This is a genomic window from Mesorhizobium sp. M2E.F.Ca.ET.209.01.1.1, assembly GCF_004010375.2.
Classification (GTDB): Bacteria; Pseudomonadota; Alphaproteobacteria; order Rhizobiales; family Rhizobiaceae; genus Mesorhizobium.
Map to the genome: position 1 here is coordinate 1 of NZ_SADP02001269.1, position 285 is coordinate 285.

Consider the following 285-nt stretch of genomic DNA (forward strand, 5'->3'; position numbering starts at 1 on the left):
CGCGTGCGTGCCAGCAGGCTGCGCGCCAGCACCACCTTCTGCAGGTCCAGTCCGGGCGCGCGCAGTACCTGCACCGCAGCCGCCACCGACGCCGCGTATGCCTCGGGCGTGGGCTCGGCCTGCAGGGCACCCTCCAGCGCCGGCGCGGCCTGCGGCGGCAACGGCAGGGCTGGCAGCAGGCGCTCGGGCTGGTACAGCGCGTCGTCGGCACGCGGTTCGAATGGCACCGCACCGACCAGCAGGCCCGGACCGCCACGCTGCTGCGCGAAGAAGGCCGAGACGCGC

At 75.8% G+C, this 285-nt stretch carries 1 pseudogene; it reads right to left on the minus strand.

Annotated features, from left to right (window positions below):
• A pseudogene (locus EN852_RS40025) lies at positions 1-285 on the minus strand (isochorismate synthase); the annotation flags it as partial.